This window comes from uncultured Sulfitobacter sp. (assembly GCF_947497275.1).
Taxonomy (GTDB): Bacteria; Pseudomonadota; Alphaproteobacteria; order Rhodobacterales; family Rhodobacteraceae; genus Sulfitobacter.
The window spans coordinates 697,183-711,956 of the sequence record NZ_CANMFS010000001.1 but is presented as its reverse complement, the minus strand read 5'-3'; the positions used below and the strand labels follow the sequence as shown (position 1 = coordinate 711,956).

Genomic DNA, 14,774 nt, shown 5'->3' with positions numbered 1-14,774 from the left:
TCTGAGTTCTCTGTCAGCTAATCGTTAGCTAATAGAAGCTGGAGGCTAACATGTACCGTACACCAACCCCCGAAGAAACCGCCCGCGACGTCGTCACCAACCCGAACGACTTCGCCGATCAACCCGCCGTGCGCGCCACCGCCTGGGCAATCCTGATGGAAGCGCGCGGCAAGACGGTCGATCTCGACCGCATGGGGATCACCGACAGCGAACCAAGCCAGCCCTTCGACGAGGATCGGCCCCACAGCCCTGCCCGCATGGCCCGCGTCTCCCGCACCACCCGCACCATCGCCCGCGCCAAAGGCTACTTCACCCGCCCCTTCGACGGAGACGCGGCATGAAACTGCAACCAGCAAGCGCCACACACAGGCAGACAGATAATGCAATGTGGGACTTCGCACACAAGCAAATGGTAAATTGCTGCGCCGCAATCTCCGACGAATTTAACGTCGCTCCAGTTACAGCCGTCGCGCTGATGGCAAACCACGCCGCGGCGAGCCTACGAACGCTGGATCGCGACGCCGCTTTGGCGTACCTGCGCGCCGCTTGCGATCACATCGAGCATCAGGGCAACGAAACTGGACGTGCCGCGTATGTCAGATACACAGCGGCGTTCGCACGACTGGTCGATGCCTCAAAGATGCACGACATGAAAGCGGAGGGGCGCGCGTGATCACGCTCAGCTCAACTCCCGAGCCCCTGCCGCGCGATCCTGACCTCTTCGGGCATCGTGAAGAGGTAGCGCAGCAGCATCAGCGTAAAGTCACGCGCGGGCTCGACATCTCCACGGCATTGGAAGTCGGCATCATCGTGCGTGGCAAGGTTCCGGCTCTCCTTGATCAACCTGATCCAGTCGATCATCGGGTCAGGAAGCAACCCGCTTTCCTCAAGCCGACCGAGCATCGGACCCAACATCTTGGGAGGGTTGTCGCCAAGCAGAGGCTTGATCGCGCGCTCGATTGCCTTGCCGTAGAACGTCGCGGCCGGATTGAAGAGCCCTTCGGCAAAACACCGCTCGGCATCCAGCAAAGCCGCCGCGACGTCGTTTGGAAGATGCTCGGGCGTCTCGGGGCGTGGAAACTCCGGATACTGATTTGCGATGTACGCTCCGTCCCACTCCCTGAGGACCTCCCCGCTAACACTATCCATTTCATGAAGACGGCGGAATCGGGTGTCAATTTGGCTGTCGTATTCTCCGACGATCACAATCAGCGAGGCGCTCTGGCACATCTCACAGAAGGCAAAGAATGCCACCTTGATACTTTCCCAATTTTCATACTCCCGCACGCGAAACGAGAGGTGCTTTGTCATGCAGTTTGAACAATCGGATTTGATAAATAGTGGCATTCAGCAGCGCCTCCGTCAGAGCCTCAGACACTGCAAAGCCCCCTCGGAAACCTTTGACGCAGTGCGCTCAATCTACATGTCCATCAAGGAAGATCAACGGGACCTGCTGCTCTTCAGTCTAGCGATCGAACTCGACGCGCGCATCTCGGCGCCAACCCCAAACCGCTTGCCACATGCGCGGAAGCAGGTGGTGCAGGAATGAACATCACCTTCCCAAGCGAGGACATCGCAGTCAGCACCCTGCGCGCCGTCGGGTTCAGCGTCGGCTGCGCGCACCGCAACGAGCCACGCGGCTTGATCGTCGGCGCGGTCGAGATTGCGAAATGGAAAACGCTGTCGTGCAAAGAGCGCAAGGAATGCCACGGCACCTATCAGATCGACGTGCACACCGGCCGCGTGACCGTCGCCCTGCGCGATCATTGCCCCGACGCAGCGGTCAAGGCGCTGCTGCTGCACCGCCGCAAGCTTGAGAGCGAGGACGGGAACGAACGGGACACCGACCCGGACGGGGCCCCAACATGACCGCGCCTGAGGATCCAATTCACGCGCGACTGATCGCCCAGGACCGCAAGATGCGCGCCGCCGTCGCCGTACTGCGCGACATGGTCCACGCCGACATCGACACGTTGGAAGCCGCTTGCACCACTATCGAAACCCACACCCGCAACGCCGATCTGCTGCGCCGGGTCGCTACGGCACGCGAGATCATCAAGCACGAAAGGAAACAGACATGAGCACGTTCCGCACGATCTTCGGCTGGCGACAGCAGCGTCGCCCCGCGCCACACACCATGAAATTCGACGTCAAGTTGCTGCTGACCGACGGCACGATTGAAACCGTCACCGTCGACATTCCCGAATGCACCCGCGCCCGCGATCTGCTCAGCGCCTGTGCGGTCGAGGTCTACGCCCGACACAACATCACGGGCGAGCTGTCACGCATCGGCGCAATCACCCAACGCCCGCTGCGCCACGGACGCGACATCTACCTCCCCGTCGAAGGCGAGGCCCCCGCGCACCTGCTCGGCAGCGCCGCACCATGACCCGCTTCACCGACCCTGCCGACCAGTTCGGATACGAAGCCGATCGTGAAGACTGCTGGGACTGCGGCGGCACCGGCGAGATCGAAGAATGCGCGTGCCTGTCCGTCGAGGACGTTTGCATGTGTGACGAACCAGAACCCCGATTTTGCCCCACCTGCGGCGGTCAAGGACACATCGGCTAAAACGCAGTCCGTCGCACCAATGTTGAACCGAACAACGACAGCGGGGGCCACAGACACCGAAAGGAACGAACGTGAACACACCATCCAACGATGCCGCCGAGATCCACAAGGCGGCAGAATTTTTCACTCAGACTGGCAAATGCTCGACCTCCGCACTCCAGCGTCATTTTGCGATCAGCTACAACCGCGCCGCAAGGATAGTTGAGGAGCTCGAAGAAGCGGGAATTGTGTCAGCACCAAACGACGTCGGCAAACGCTATCTGGCACAAACGCATATCCCAGAAACCATCATCAAGGCCGCGCAAAATTTGGCCGCGAGCGGCGCGTCCGTAAACAAGACCGATAGCACTCACCCTCATAAAAATCCTCGCGAAACTGGGTATTACTGGGCGAAGCTGATCCACCCTCACAATGAACCGGCGGGCGAAGATTGGAGGTCATCAGATTGGGAAATTGTCCAAGTCGATGAGAACTACGGCGAAGGCGAGGATGAATTTCGCGTTTACATGCTTGGAATTGAGGTCGGGCAACTGGTGAACGGTTTCATCTGGGGACCAGCCGTCACCGACAAAACGCCAACCATATAAAGGATCACCCCCATGAACGCCCACGTTTCCCAATCCGACCTGAACACCATTGCGCCGCTGGACGTGCTGTACCAGCACGGCTTCAACCCGCGCCAGAGCCATGACGCCGAAGACATCGCGGCACTCGCCCATTCCATCGCCGTGAACGGCCTGCTGCAGAACCTGAGCGGCTTTCGCGACCCGGCGCAGCAGTCGCAGGCGGCGGTCGGGATTGTGGCCGGTGGCCGCAGGCTCGCCGCACTCAATTACCTGCGCGACCACCCCGAAGAATTCGAGGACACGATCCTGATCGACTTCGAAGCAATCCCGGTCGTTGTGACCACCGATGCTGCACTCGCGCGCAGCTGGGCGGGAACCGAAGCGGCGACGCAGCGCCCGCTGCACCCGGCCGACGAGATCAAAGCCTATGCCACGATGGCCGATGCCGGCAGCGCGCCCGAGCAGATCGCGCGCGCCTTCGGATGCACAGTGCGCCACGTCCGCAAGAGGCTCAAACTCGCCGCCCTGCCCGCGCCCGCCCTGGACGCGCTGCGCGCCAACAAGATCACGCTCGACGTCGCGGCGATCCTGACGATGGCAAACAGCGAGGAGCAGTTCGGCGAGGTCCTCACGATGGCGCTGGAGCAGGATCACCACCCCCGCTACCTGCGCGACCAGATCACGCGCGGCAGCATCCCATCAACGGACCGCCGGGCAAAGTTCGTCGGTTTGGAACTGTACCAGATGGAAGGCGGCACCGTCGAAGAGGATCTGTTCGCGGAACGCTCGATGCTCCACGACGAGGCGCTGCTGGACCGCTTGTTCAATGAAAAGCTGCAGACCGCCGCCGCGCGCGTGAAAGGCGACGGCGGCTATGCCGAGGTCAAGACAACGCACGAAGTGCACATCCCCTACAACCTGACCGAAAACATGCGCCGAGCCGAACGGGTGCCGGTCGATTTGCCGGAGGCGGATCAGGCGGACCTTGACGCATTGCTCGAAGAGGGCCAGCAGCGCGAGCTGACCGATGACGAGTTTGCCCGCCTCGACGCGCTCGAAGAGCGTCAGGAGGGCGACTTCACCGCCGAAGACATCGCTGCTGCCACCGCCTTCGTCTACGTCGACCGCATGGGCGATCTGATCACGTCCGCGCCGTACCTCCCCCGCAACACCAAAGGCCCCGCCAGCGGCGCGAACGACACTGCCAGCCGCGTCCCGGACAAGCCGCCACTGACACAGACCGGGTGCGAGGATCTGCACAAGATCGAAGCGATAGCACTCCAGACCAAGCTGCTGGGCGAGACGGAGCTGGTGCTCGACCTGCTGGCTCTGCAACTGAGCCAAGGTTGGCCCGGCTACGCCAGCCCTTTCAACATCGCCCCGCACCGCACCGCGATCACGCCGGGGTCCGACGAGGAAACCCGCATCGATGCGCGGCTGACCGACGATACGACGCCAGAGACCGAAACGCTCGAAGAATTCCGAGCCCACGGCAAGAAGCACCGCAACAAGGTGCTGATCGAGGCGCTGGTGCGCGCGATGAACCTGCCGCACCACACCCCGACTATCGCGGCCGTTATGCGCGATCTCGGCGTGTCCCCGCGCGATGTCTGGACGCCCACCGCTGCCAACCACTTCAAGGCCTGCCGCCCCGAAGTGCTCGACAGCATCTGGCGCGACCTGAGCGGCACCGCAGACAGAGACGACGACGCGGACATGAAGGCGTTCCAGAAGCTGACGAAGGGCAAGAAGGCCGACGAGTTGGAAGCCCTGTTCAACGATGCCGGCTTTCAGGAAGCCAGGGGTCTCAGCCGCGCCCAGGTCGCCGCAATCGACGCGTGGCTGCCGGCCGAGCTGGTGCGGGAGGAAAAGTGATGCCGCGTAACATGTCCTTCGCCCTGACAACACAGCAGATCCGCGACCGGTCCAAAACCGTCACGCGCCGGTTCGGGTGGTGGTTCCTCAAACCCGGCGATGTCGTGAACGCCGTGGAAAAAGCGATGGGCCTGAGTCGCGGCGAACGAATGGTGCGCCTGTGCCAGATCCGCATCACCAGCGTCCGCTCCGAGCCGCTTGACGCAATCACCCCCAGCGACTGCCACCGTGAAGGGTTCCCTGACTTTGTCCCGGCAGATTTCGTCGGGATGATTACCAGCCACTACGGATGCCCGCCCGATAAGACGGTCAACCGGATCGAGTTCGAATACATCGAGGACCCATCGCAATGCCCAGCCTGATTACCCCAGACACGATCAGCTTTCGCGCCCACGTCAGCGAAGACGAGCTGCGCGAGCGGATGGCGCAAGAGGTCCTCGAACAGATCGGCGCCTTAAACGAGGATGGCAAGCCGGCGATTGGCGTTGAGGCAAAGGTTCGGCGGGGCACGGGCCGCACGGGTGGTTACACGATTGAGGTCACCGGCCCAGCCCCGGCGCGGATCATGCTCCCGAAAGGAGACGCGAGATGACCAAAATTGAATGGACCGAACGCACATGGAACCCCATCGTCGGGTGTAGCGTCGTAAGCCCTGGCTGCACCAGCTGCTACGCCATGAAAATGGCCGCGCGGATCGAGCGGATGGGCGGAGCGCCGCAGTATGACGGGACGACGAAAGACAGCCGTGCAGGCGCTGTCTGGACCGGCAAGGTCGCGCTGGCGGAAAAGGCGTTACTGGCACCCCTTAAACGCAACACGCCGACCACGTATTTCGTTAACAGCATGGGCGATCTGTTCCACGAGGATGTGCCGGATGAGTGGATCGATCAGGTGTTTGCCATCATGGCACTTTGCCCCCAGCACACGTTTCAAGTGCTGACGAAGCGCAGCGCGCGGATGCGGGAGTATGTCGACACAAAGCCTCCAGATGGCCAGCACCTGAAGCCAGCTCACATCTTTTCAGCCGGTGCACGCGCCGGCTTCTGGAAAAGCACTGCACCCTTTCACTGGCCCCTCCCCAACGTCTGGCTTGGCGTCAGCGCAGAGGATCAACAGCGCGCGGATGAACGCATCCCGGACCTTCTTGCCACCCCCGCCGCCGTGAGGTTCATCAGCGCCGAACCGCTGCTTCGCCGAATTGACCTGCTGCAACCACAATTTGGTGAGGTGTTCTGCAATGCAAAATGCAACGAGCACTGCCAAGCCCGTGGCGACGAAGAATGCCCGAAGTTCTTTGGCAAGATCGACTGGGTCATCGTCGGCGGCGAAAGCGGCAAGAACGCCCGCCCCATGCACCCTGACTGGGCCCGCAGCCTGCGCGACCAATGCGCCGCGGCTGGCGTGTCGTTCTTCTTCAAGCAGTGGGGGGAATTCGTCAGCGTCAGCGAGGTCGAGGGTGAAGGTTCACACTTCAAATTCCCGGATGGAGCGACCGTTCGGCGGATCGGCAAGAAAGCCGCTGGCCGCACTCTCGATGGTCACACACACAGCGAGACACCGAACATACGCACTTTGAAAGAAAGCTGACCCATGCCTGCCGCTCGCGCCTCTCAAGCCGTCATCAAGAACGCGATCAACGCCGCGAAAGAGTGCGGCATTGCCATTGGCGCGGTCGAGATCGGCAAGGACGGCAGCGTCAAGATCATTGCCGAAAGCGTCGTGCAGGGCTACCAAACACAGGAACCCAAATGTGAATGGTGACATGCGCGTCAAATTTCCCGGCCTCATGCGCGAGCCGTTGCCATCGGGCAGCGTGCGCTGGCGCGTGCGGCCCAAAGGCGACAAAAGCCGCAAGATCGCCCTGCCCTGCGGACCGGATCACCCGGACTTCAAGGCTCACTATGATGCCGCGCGCGCCGGCGGAATTCTAAACCCGGAGCCGGTGACAAAGAGCGAACGCGGCACCATGGCATGGCTGCTTGGGCTATACATCTCGCATCTGGAAATTCAGGTCGAAGCGAAAGCCGCCTCGCCCCTCACCCTGAAAGAGCGCCGCAACCTCCGGGACTTTGTCCTGTCGCAAAAAAGCGAACAGCAGAATTCCAAAGGCCGAACATACGCCGAATTACCGATGATGATACCGGCGTCCGAACTTGAGGCGTTCAAGGACCGCATGGCCAGCACCCCGGGAAAGGCGCGCAACGTCTGGAAGCTGCTGATCGCGGCATATGATTTCGGCGTGAACCGCCAGCATTGCACCGTAAATCCTGCCCGAGCCGTCAAGCGCCCGGTCTACAAAAGCGCGGGCGGCGCCACGCCCTGGACGACAGACGACCTTTTCGCTTTCAAGAACGCCCACCCCAAAGGAACGGCGGCTCACCTCGCGCTGACGCTGTTCATGTTTTCCGCCTGCCGGATCGGCGATGCGATCTTGTTGGGCCGCGCCCACGAGGAAAGACGGGCCGGGCAGCTTTGGCTTTCATGGACGCCAACCAAGAAAGGCTCTAAGCGGGTCGAGATCCCCGTGCTGCCGCCGCTGCTAGCCGCCCTGAACGCCCGCACCGTCATCGGCGGCACTTACCTTTTGACCGGCCACGCCCTTCCCTACAAATCGCCTGAGGGACTGCGCAACAAGATGCAGAGGTGGTGCGCAGAGGCTGGCATTCAGGGCAAGTCTTCACACGGAATCCGCAAGGCCGCCGGCCACCTGCTCGCCCTCAACGGCGCGACCCAGTATGAGATTATGGCCGTTCATGGGCACGCGAACGCATCGACATCACAAGTATACACCGACGGCGTCGAGCGCGCCCGTTTGGGTCAGATGGCAGCGTCCAAGTTGGCAGGCATGGATTGGTAAAAGTGCCCCACGCCGTTTCCACGTGGGGCACTTTTAACCGATATGTCCATAAAAATAAGGGACATTCGCGCGCTTATGTTAGTCCTGCCGGGCCTACCAAATTTCCAGTGACCTAGCTGGAACCGCCGATTTGCCGAAAAAGCCCAGTGAATCAGGTTTCGGATTTGGAGCAAACAAGGGACCAGACTACCTGCGGATCCGTCCTGCTCTTTGCACAACTTTTTCCTACCTTCTAAGATATTTGCTCCAAACCTAATATTCTTGAGTTCAGTTCTCCTGAACTGTACTCGGCTACATGTTGTCGAGAAGCGGATGGTCAGAATTCGTTCGGTAAATTCCTGCGCCGCATTTCGCAGGGCCAGAAGAGAACTTCCACGCACAGCGCAACCTGCTTGATATGGTTGCATGAAATGACGTTATAGGTCTTCGGTAAACCCAAGGCGGTTCTGGCCAATGTCCTTTATTTCTCCGACAGTTATGGAGCGTCTGGTGCGAACAAAAATTCCGCCAGCGCAAATCGTTACGAGGATGAATTTAATCCCGCTCAGCACACCCCTACATTGACGCGCGGCGTGCCGCGCACATCGAAAAACAAGGTCTAAACCGCCTCATCCGAGCCTCGCTCAGCCATTGCAAGTTGCTCGTCAGACCCATTTTGTTCGGGGGCGACGAATCAGGTCGGCACGTTAGCTTCAACCCGATTGATGAATCCAGAGCCTAACGGGCGATGACGATATCGGCGCGAAGCCCGCCCAGTCTTTCGGATACACCCAGTCGCAGGACACCGCCATGCGCGCGGGCGATGTCGACCGCGATCGCGAGACCAAGTCCGACGCTGCCTCCCTTGTCCTGGTTCCGCGCCGTATCAAGGCGGGTAAAAGGGCGCAACGCATCTTCGCGCTGTGCCTGCGGAATGCCGGGGCCATCATCCTCCACGCGAATGCGCAGCGTCTTGTCGCTGAGCATGACCGACACCTCGACGCGCGCACCATAACGTACACCGTTCGAGATTAGGTTTTCGATGGCGCGGCGCATTGCCGCCACACGCAGGGTAACTGTGCCGGTCCCCTCCCCTTCGACCCCAAGCAGCGTGACGTCACGCCCCCCCCGCTGCGCGTTCGATACGATGTCACCGACCATTGCGACCGGATCGACCGGTTCCGGATCTCCTTCGCTAGCTCCCTTCGTGAAATTGAGGAACTCGTCGAGCATCCCTTGCATATCCGCGACATCCCCGAGCAGTGGCGCGGCCTCTTCCTCGTCCATCATCGCAAGACCAAGCCGCAGGCGCGTAAGCGGCGTGCGGAGATCGTGGCTCACCCCCGACAGCAGGAGCGTACGCTGCTCGATGTGCCGCTCGATCCGATGGCGCATGTCGACAAATGCATTCCCTGCCGCACGAAGCTCGACCGCACCTGCGGGTACATACGGAATGTGCCGCCCCCGTCCAAACGCCTCGGCCGCCCGCGCGAGGCGCTTGATGGGCCGCAGCTGGTTGCGCAGGTAGATGCTTGCGATCACTGTGAGAAGAACGCCAAAAAAGGTTGTATACACAAACAGCTGATGCGGGTTTGCTGCGGTAATGCGCCGCCTGTCGAACGCAATGCGCAGCAATCCATGACGGCTTTGCACGTATAGTTCGACCTGTGACAGATTGCGAAGATTCGCCGCCTCGAACCCAGTAAGGCGGTCGGCCATGCGTTGGATCAATACCGTACCGGAATAGTCATACCAGACCCGGCTGTTTTGCGGGTCGGTGACGGTGGCGGGCCGCACCGCAATTTCAAGCGGCGCAAGCTCTGCCGCAACGGACTGCGCGGCCGCCTGTGCCGTCGGTGCATTTTCCACGACCTCCATGACCAATGCCAGCTCGCGCAGCACCGTATCCGTCATCTGCAGTGTGACGCCCTCGAAATGGCGCTGCGCAAAGATCACCATGACCACCAGCTGCAACACCACGACCGGCAAAAGCAGGATAAGCGCGGCGCGCCCGTAGATGCCACGCGGCATATAGTGTTTGAGCCACCCGAATGTCATACGCTACACCTAGACTTCGACAGCCCCGAACGAAAGGTCTATCCATGTTACCGCCTGACGACTTCGATCCCGCCATCGGTGTGGCGCAAACACTCGAGACCGGCGTGCGCCGTCTCGTGGCCCCGAACCCCTCCCCGATGACCTATCGGGGCACCAACACCTATCTGGTCGGATCGACGGCGCTTGCCGTCATCGATCCCGGTCCGGCAGACGACGCGCACCTGGACGCCATTCTTGCAGCGGTCGGCGCCGGCGCGCACATCAGCCACATCGTCGTGACACATACGCACGTCGATCACTCCCCCCTCGCCCATCCGCTGGCGCAACGGACAGGTGCACCGGTGATCGCCTTCGGCAACGCGACGGCAGGACGCTCCGCCATCATGCACGATCTTGCGGCGACCGGTGCGGTCGGCGGTGGCGAAGGGATCGACCATGGCTTTGTACCAGACCTGACCGTGGCGGACGGCGATACCATCGAGGGTGACGGATGGGCGTTGAACGTGATCCATACACCCGGCCATATCGGGAATCACATCAGCCTCGCTTTGGGAGACGCGTGCTTCACAGCCGATCACGTCATGGGATGGGCATCCTCGCTGGTTTCTCCTCCCGATGGCGATCTGACTGATTTCATGACCTCCTGTGCACGGCTTGCCGCCCGAGAGTGGCGTGTTTTCTATCCAGGTCACGGCGCGCAGATCGACATGCCCGCAGATCGGCTCGACTGGTTGATACGCCATCGGCGCGCGCGGGAAGCGGCCATTCTCGCCTTGCTCGCAGAAGGCCCGGCAGACGCACCTACCCTCGCGGCCGCGATCTACACGGAAACCCCAGCTGCCCTGCGCAGCGCCGCCACGCGCAACGTGCTGGCCCACCTCATCGACCTCACCCGCCGCGATATGATTTCATGCAAAGGCGCCATCCACGCGGATGCGTTTTTCACAGCATGATCGACAGCTAAAAAATTTCGGAAAAGAAAGAAGAACCCTCTGGACGCGCCAAAACCCCGCAGCTATACGAAGCGCACCGTTCCGGCGTAGCTCAGCGGTAGAGCAGTTGACTGTTAATCAATTGGTCGTAGGTTCGATCCCTACCGCCGGAGCCAATTCCTTTTAAGTCTTTGAGAAGCCTTTGGAATTGGCATTTCAGCCCCGGCTGATACACATGCGTGATACACAAACGGTTATTTTTGCACGGTTTTTTGGGCGCTCTTAGAGGAGTGACCGATGGCCCTTGCCGCCCATACCGTCCGACGCAGCGCGATTTATTACTGGCGCAGGCGTTTGCCTGCAGCACTTGGCGGGAAGACCCTGCTTATAAGCTTGCAAACCCCTGATCCAAACGCCGCCCGCCGCCTTGCTGCGCTAGTGACGGCGGAAAGCGTGCGGGCCTTTGAAGACATGACCAAAGGCCGCGCCGATCATGCAAGCGCCGTAGAACGGTTGCGCCGCGTGATACAGGATGAGTCGCCCTATCCCCTGCCTGCGCGACGCCCGCCACAGCCCAGAACCACCGCAGAGCCGCGCATCGAGACCTATTCCGCATCGACCAAGGCCGTTGCGGCCCGTCTCATGGCGCAAAAGCGCAAGGCGGGCATGTCCGAGGCGATGATTGCGCAGATGACCAAGGTCTTTGACCTCTTCCGCGAGATCACCGGCGTTCAGGACATGCGCCTGCTGCGACAGCACCATCTGGCGGCCTTCGTCGATATTTTGGAGCAACTGCCGCAAAGCTATCGCAAATCACCCAAAGACCGGAGCAAGCCGATCCGTCAGATCATTGCAGACACGAAAGGCCGCGAGGTCAGGCGCTTGTCGGCCACCACGATCAACCGCAACCTCGATTACCTCGGCCAGCTATTCACCAAGGCGCGGGCTGAGGGCGTGCCATCCGTCGGCAATCTGGACCTCGGCGCGCTGCGTCAACGCAAAACCCTGCGCGAGCGTGATGAACGGCCCGCCTTTACCGCCGATGACGTGCAAATGCTCTTCGCCCATCCCCTGTGGCATGGTTGGAAGGACAAGATCCGCTGGCAGGAATCTGGAACACGGCTTGTGCAAGACGGGTTCTATTGGGTGCCGCTGATCGCCGCGCTGACTGGCGCACGGCGTGAGGAAATCGCGGCACTCAAAGCCGCCGAGATCACTGTTGCCGATGGTCTGCCCGCGCTTATCATCGCGCCAAATGCCAATCGCGGGCTCAAATCACTCACGGCCAAACGCGACCTGCCCCTGCATCCGCAGCTGGTGGAGCTTGGCCTGAATGACCACGCCGCCCGCCAGATCGATCGACACGGGCCGCAAGCGGATCTCTTCCCCGACCTGCGTCCGCGCAAAGGCGCGGGGTTTGGGGGGCAGCTGGATTACCGCTTCCGGAAGCTGGTTCAGGCCCAACTCGACGGCAATCCGGAGGGCAAGGTGTTCCACAGCTTGCGGCACTACGTGGCGACGCAGCTGGGCCGGATAGCCGACCTGCCGGAGCCCGTCCGCAAGGATATCCTTGGCCATGCCGGTGGCTCGATCACGGCGGAGCGCTACAGCGAGACAACGCCGCTGGCGGTGAAGGCAGAGGCCATAGGTCAACTGCCGTGGCTGCCGGTCGTCCATCCGGACCACAAGGCCTCGCGGTAGCTGGTAAGCCTTCCGCCTTGGCGGAAGTTATGCAAGGTTGGCATCGCCAGCCGCGCAGTTTGTTCGGAAGATCATGCCCCGCATGGTTTTACGAACAGACGGAGCGCCTCCCCGGCGTAAGGGGCAGACGAGGTAGCTTTAGCTACCTATAGTCTGTCTCTCTGCATAGCTTTTCCCGCTGCCATTTTTGCATCGGGCGCAGAGTTTATGCGGCAATCAAACATAACAAGTCCGGTCGAAGACGAATAGCCTTTGCACATGCGATCAACCTCTTTTGCCGTGCCATTGGCCCGGCTTTACGGCGTGTATCCACGCAGGTTTTATGCGCCTGAACCCGGGAAGGCGCGAAGGAATGGGGCAAGGCTTGCACGCAAGCCCTGCGGTCGGAATCTATAATGGTTTTGAGGTCGGGGTGGCGGAAAGGTGGGGGCTTAAAGGGGGAAGGTAAGGTGCGTGTTGTGAGGGAGGAAGAAAGGAGGTGTATAAATTTTAGTGCATAGTTTCAGCAGGATAAGGGAGGCGGTTATCCACGTAAAAATGCCATCCCACGTCAGAATCCCTCTCTGATTTTCGGCGTCGGGCCATAAGTGGTTGTCCATGGTTTTTATCAAAAGGACACGCCATGGCCTATCAGTTTATGCATATCGAAACCTACAGCGAGCAACTCAAGCCCGTAAAAGGCTCCAGGGATCACTTCAACAGCGCGGCACAGGTCGAAGGCGAAGCGGCCCGCGATCCGCTCTACTCCGAGCATGTGGACAGCCCGATGCCACCGCAACAGGTCGGCGGCAATCTCACAATTTCCGAATTTCGGGCAAAGCGTGCCCGTTTGCTGAGCGGCATCACAGAAACCGTCACCCAGAAAGACGGGTCCACATATACCCGTGGGCTGCGCAAAGATGCCGCAACGCTTTACACCGAGATCCACTCGCACCCTTTGACGTCAGAGGAATACATGGCAGATCGCGCTCGTCATGGCCCACCGATAAAGGCCTGGGGGCAGCGCGTGTTGGCTGATTTCAAGAAACGCATGCCCAAGGGGGTCGATTACACGGCTGTCTTGCACCTCGATGAGGGACATGTTCACATTCACATCCTTGCAATGAACACCGCCGACCCCAAGCTTGATGCAAACAAGCTGCATGCGGGGAAGGTCGCCGCAGCATTGCACCGTGAGGAAAATGCGTCAGACGTGATCCCCTCTTTGCCAAAGCCCGAATTGGCCAAGCGCCCGAAGAAACCGAAGAAGCCGCGTCCGTCAAAAAACCGCAACACCCAGAAAAAGAATGATACCCGCCATTCTGCTGCCGTGGCGGCATGGGAAGCTGAATGTGCAGAGGTCGAGGCCGGAAACAAATTGCTTACCGATGCATGGGAGGCGGAAAACAAAGCGCATTTGCAAGAGGCGCGCAAGGAACGCGGGCGACCCTCTATCCAGAAGGTCTACACCGCCGCGATGAAAAAACTGCAGGACGACTACTATGAAGCTGTCGGTAAGCCATGTGGCTTGCTACGTGTCGGCCCGCGTCAGGCGCGTAAATCCACCAAGGAATATGCGGCTGAGAAACGCGATGCCAAGCGTCTGGCGGATGATGCGAGACGGCTTGAGGCGCAGCGCAAGGAACTGGCGGCCAAGGACGCGGAGCTGATTGAACAAAAGGCGGCACATGAGGCCAAAGTAACTGCCCTTAAACAGGACCGCGCCGCCCTGCGTCGCCGAGAGCTTGCAGACAAAAAAGCCCGCGCAGACTGGGAAAAAACGCGTGTCGAAAAAGAAAATGAGCTCCTGCGCCGCGAGGGTGAACTGACGGAAGCCGTCGATGCTATGGGGGAAATATTCGAGGCGGTCGAGTCTGGTGATGCGGATAATGTAAATGGCAAACTGCACATGCCCCGCTGGCCTGAAATCGTCTCTCGCATTCAAGGAGATGAGCGCGACAGCGTTTCAACGCCTATCCGCAAGCTAATTGAGGGCTTCGCGCGCCTCGTTATGCGGGTGACGAAACGGGTGCAGGACAGCGACGGGCCGGAGGTGGAGGTAGATGAAGCGCCGAGGTTCGGTGGATAGACGGAAAAAAGTTGTGCCGCAGGCATTTCGGCGGATTGCAGGCATTCGCTGCAAGCGCACCCCGGTCCTACCGTGGAAGCGGACATTACGTGAAGCCGATCCAGTCAGGTTTGCGATGATCGACACTGAAGGCGGAAGGCAGTCAAACGCAGGGTTTGATCAATGAT

At 60.5% G+C, this 14,774-nt stretch carries 19 protein-coding genes and 1 tRNA gene; 18 read left to right on the top strand and 2 right to left on the bottom strand.

Annotated elements, in window-relative coordinates; translation table 11 throughout:
- The first annotated feature begins 50 nt into the window (after positions 1 to 50).
- The gene (locus Q1A06_RS03500; protein ID WP_299558669.1) at positions 51 to 341 is read left to right on the top strand and encodes a hypothetical protein; all 291 of its coding nucleotides are present in this window, start codon (positions 51 to 53) and stop codon (positions 339 to 341) included.
- Positions 338 to 673 (top strand): hypothetical protein, encoded by a 336-nt coding sequence (locus tag Q1A06_RS03495; RefSeq protein WP_299558667.1) that lies wholly within the window; start codon positions 338 to 340, stop codon positions 671 to 673. The genes Q1A06_RS03500 and Q1A06_RS03495 overlap by 4 nt, the downstream gene beginning before the upstream one ends.
- A gap of 11 nt (positions 674 to 684) precedes the next feature.
- Here the strand turns inward: Q1A06_RS03495 and Q1A06_RS03490 are convergent, their stop codons facing one another.
- Positions 685 to 1,149 (bottom strand): hypothetical protein, encoded by a 465-nt coding sequence (locus tag Q1A06_RS03490; protein ID WP_299558665.1) that lies wholly within the window; start codon positions 1,147 to 1,149, stop codon positions 685 to 687.
- Positions 1,150 to 1,309: 160 nt separating this feature from the next.
- Between Q1A06_RS03490 and Q1A06_RS03485 the strand changes: the two genes are divergently transcribed.
- The 12 genes from Q1A06_RS03485 to Q1A06_RS03430 all read left to right on the top strand — a co-directional run bounded on the left by Q1A06_RS03485 (position 1,310) and on the right by Q1A06_RS03430 (position 7,869).
- Entirely contained in the window at positions 1,310 to 1,549 is a 240-nt protein-coding gene (locus tag Q1A06_RS03485; RefSeq protein ID WP_299558663.1) for a hypothetical protein, read from the top strand.
- A complete protein-coding gene (locus Q1A06_RS03480; RefSeq protein WP_299558661.1) occupies positions 1,546 to 1,869 on the top strand; it encodes a hypothetical protein in 324 nt (107 codons plus the stop codon). Before Q1A06_RS03485 ends, Q1A06_RS03480 begins: the two co-directional genes overlap by 4 nt.
- Positions 1,866 to 2,081, top strand: coding sequence for a hypothetical protein (locus Q1A06_RS03475; RefSeq protein ID WP_299558659.1), 216 nt, complete (start codon positions 1,866 to 1,868; stop codon positions 2,079 to 2,081). The genes Q1A06_RS03480 and Q1A06_RS03475 overlap by 4 nt, the downstream gene beginning before the upstream one ends.
- On the top strand, positions 2,078 to 2,389 hold the full coding sequence (locus Q1A06_RS03470) for a hypothetical protein (RefSeq protein WP_299558657.1): 312 nt from the start codon (positions 2,078 to 2,080) through the stop codon (positions 2,387 to 2,389). Before Q1A06_RS03475 ends, Q1A06_RS03470 begins: the two co-directional genes overlap by 4 nt.
- Positions 2,386 to 2,571 (top strand): hypothetical protein, encoded by a 186-nt coding sequence (locus tag Q1A06_RS03465; protein ID WP_299558655.1) that lies wholly within the window; start codon positions 2,386 to 2,388, stop codon positions 2,569 to 2,571. Before Q1A06_RS03470 ends, Q1A06_RS03465 begins: the two co-directional genes overlap by 4 nt.
- Positions 2,572 to 2,642: 71 nt before the next feature.
- Complete coding sequence (locus Q1A06_RS03460) at positions 2,643 to 3,158, top strand: DNA translocase FtsK (RefSeq protein ID WP_299558653.1); 516 nt, start codon at positions 2,643 to 2,645, stop codon at positions 3,156 to 3,158.
- Between the two features lie 12 nt (positions 3,159 to 3,170).
- A complete protein-coding gene (locus Q1A06_RS03455) occupies positions 3,171 to 5,012 on the top strand; it encodes a ParB/Srx family N-terminal domain-containing protein (protein ID WP_299558651.1) in 1,842 nt (613 codons plus the stop codon).
- Entirely contained in the window at positions 5,012 to 5,374 is a 363-nt protein-coding gene (locus Q1A06_RS03450) for an ASCH domain-containing protein (protein WP_299558649.1), read from the top strand. The genes Q1A06_RS03455 and Q1A06_RS03450 overlap by 1 nt, the downstream gene beginning before the upstream one ends.
- The gene (locus Q1A06_RS03445) at positions 5,362 to 5,604 is read left to right on the top strand and encodes a hypothetical protein (RefSeq protein WP_299558647.1); all 243 of its coding nucleotides are present in this window, start codon (positions 5,362 to 5,364) and stop codon (positions 5,602 to 5,604) included. Before Q1A06_RS03450 ends, Q1A06_RS03445 begins: the two co-directional genes overlap by 13 nt.
- Complete coding sequence (locus tag Q1A06_RS03440; protein ID WP_299558646.1) at positions 5,601 to 6,599, top strand: phage Gp37/Gp68 family protein; 999 nt, start codon at positions 5,601 to 5,603, stop codon at positions 6,597 to 6,599. Before Q1A06_RS03445 ends, Q1A06_RS03440 begins: the two co-directional genes overlap by 4 nt.
- Before the next feature lie 3 nt (positions 6,600 to 6,602).
- Positions 6,603 to 6,773: a hypothetical protein gene (locus tag Q1A06_RS03435; RefSeq protein WP_299558644.1), complete on the top strand. Its 171-nt coding sequence runs from the start codon at positions 6,603 to 6,605 to the stop codon at positions 6,771 to 6,773.
- Complete coding sequence (locus Q1A06_RS03430; protein WP_299558642.1) at positions 6,763 to 7,869, top strand: site-specific integrase; 1,107 nt, start codon at positions 6,763 to 6,765, stop codon at positions 7,867 to 7,869. Before Q1A06_RS03435 ends, Q1A06_RS03430 begins: the two co-directional genes overlap by 11 nt.
- A 717-nt stretch (positions 7,870 to 8,586) precedes the next feature.
- On the opposite strand, the gene Q1A06_RS03425 is transcribed toward Q1A06_RS03430, so the two are convergent.
- Positions 8,587 to 9,906, bottom strand: coding sequence for an ATP-binding protein (locus Q1A06_RS03425; RefSeq protein WP_299558640.1), 1,320 nt, complete (start codon positions 9,904 to 9,906; stop codon positions 8,587 to 8,589).
- Between the two features lie 44 nt (positions 9,907 to 9,950).
- Between Q1A06_RS03425 and Q1A06_RS03420 the strand changes: the two genes are divergently transcribed.
- The 4 genes from Q1A06_RS03420 (at position 9,951) to Q1A06_RS03405 (ending at position 14,607) form a co-directional block, all read left to right on the top strand.
- The gene (locus Q1A06_RS03420) at positions 9,951 to 10,859 is read left to right on the top strand and encodes an MBL fold metallo-hydrolase (RefSeq protein ID WP_299558638.1); all 909 of its coding nucleotides are present in this window, start codon (positions 9,951 to 9,953) and stop codon (positions 10,857 to 10,859) included.
- An 80-nt stretch (positions 10,860 to 10,939) separates the two neighbouring features.
- Positions 10,940 to 11,014, top strand: a tRNA-Asn gene (locus Q1A06_RS03415).
- A gap of 121 nt (positions 11,015 to 11,135) precedes the next feature.
- Positions 11,136 to 12,539, top strand: coding sequence for a site-specific integrase (locus Q1A06_RS03410; protein ID WP_299558636.1), 1,404 nt, complete (start codon positions 11,136 to 11,138; stop codon positions 12,537 to 12,539).
- A gap of 637 nt (positions 12,540 to 13,176) precedes the next feature.
- A complete protein-coding gene (locus Q1A06_RS03405; RefSeq protein ID WP_299558634.1) occupies positions 13,177 to 14,607 on the top strand; it encodes a Mob protein in 1,431 nt (476 codons plus the stop codon).
- The last annotated feature ends 167 nt before the right edge of the window (positions 14,608 to 14,774 follow it).